This is a genomic window from Bartonella sp. MR110HLJHH (assembly GCF_042194225.1).
Lineage (GTDB): Bacteria > Pseudomonadota > Alphaproteobacteria > Rhizobiales > Rhizobiaceae > Bartonella > Bartonella grahamii.
In genome coordinates, this window is the sequence record NZ_JBHIMQ010000074.1 from 1 (window position 1) to 932 (window position 932).

Here is a 932-nt window from a genome sequence, read left to right on the forward strand (position 1 = left end):
TGCTTGGTTCTGATAGCCAAGATTTTGCGCTATTCTATAAATCTCTTCTGCCGGATTGAGATCTCTTTGTGCACAAGTCGCTACAATCGTACGCAATTCATTCCTTATGATCTCAGAAATTGTGTTTGGATCTGCATACTCAGGATAAAGTGACGACCAAGAACTCAATTCCTTCGCACGCTTCTCATAAAGAAAATTTGCCGCATCACCAAAATCACTGGATTTATTTTGAAACGACTTAACAGAATTGTTGAAAAACTGACCAAGACGTATATCATGCTGCTGCTGTTCCTCAGCTTGTCTTAGCGCTTCTTTCTGTTCCCTAATATACGCATCCTGCTCTCGAATCTTTTTTCCCATCCAACCCATATAACCAATAATGTCTTGTGTAGGGTCTGGGGGTGCATTTTCACCTTCAACCATTGGCGTCTGGGATTGGGGTTCATAAAGCTTGACAAGCGCTTCACGAGCTTGTTTGGCTTGTTGCTCCATACGCTGCTGTTCTATACTAGGAACAATCTCTGAAGGCTTTTCAACGGTCTCTAAAACCGGCTCTGGAGACGTAATGTCATCATTATCAATCGTTTCACCATCATAAGTGCCAGCATCAAAAGAGCTCTCATCATCAAAGACCGGTGCTCCAACTCTGTAATCTTCATTCATAGCTTCATTCATTTCTGCATTCATTCTTTCACCTCTCTTAACTATGCATACCTCTGTGTAATGCTATTCGCTCTCGCATGATCTGATTGTGTGCCTGAGTATTGAGAAGCTTCTGCCGTTCAATGTCATGGCGCTGTTGCATCATTTCTGCTTCTAATTCCGCTTTCTTTTGACGCATAAACAGATCAATCTGCTTTTGTTGCAAATCCATCTGATGCATCTGTGCTTTCGTCTCTAAGTCTTGTTGCTTTTCCTGCAACTTCATTTCC

General features: G+C 42.1%; 1 protein-coding gene and 1 pseudogene. Both read right to left on the bottom strand.

The annotated features are described in order from the left end of the window. Positions 1-687 (bottom strand): hypothetical protein (locus ACFIKB_RS09385; RefSeq protein WP_375653490.1); only part of this gene is annotated, 687 nt, incomplete at its 3' end. Positions 688-700: 13 nt separating this feature from the next. Continuing rightward, positions 701-932: pseudogene (locus tag ACFIKB_RS09390) on the bottom strand (phage portal protein); the annotation flags it as partial.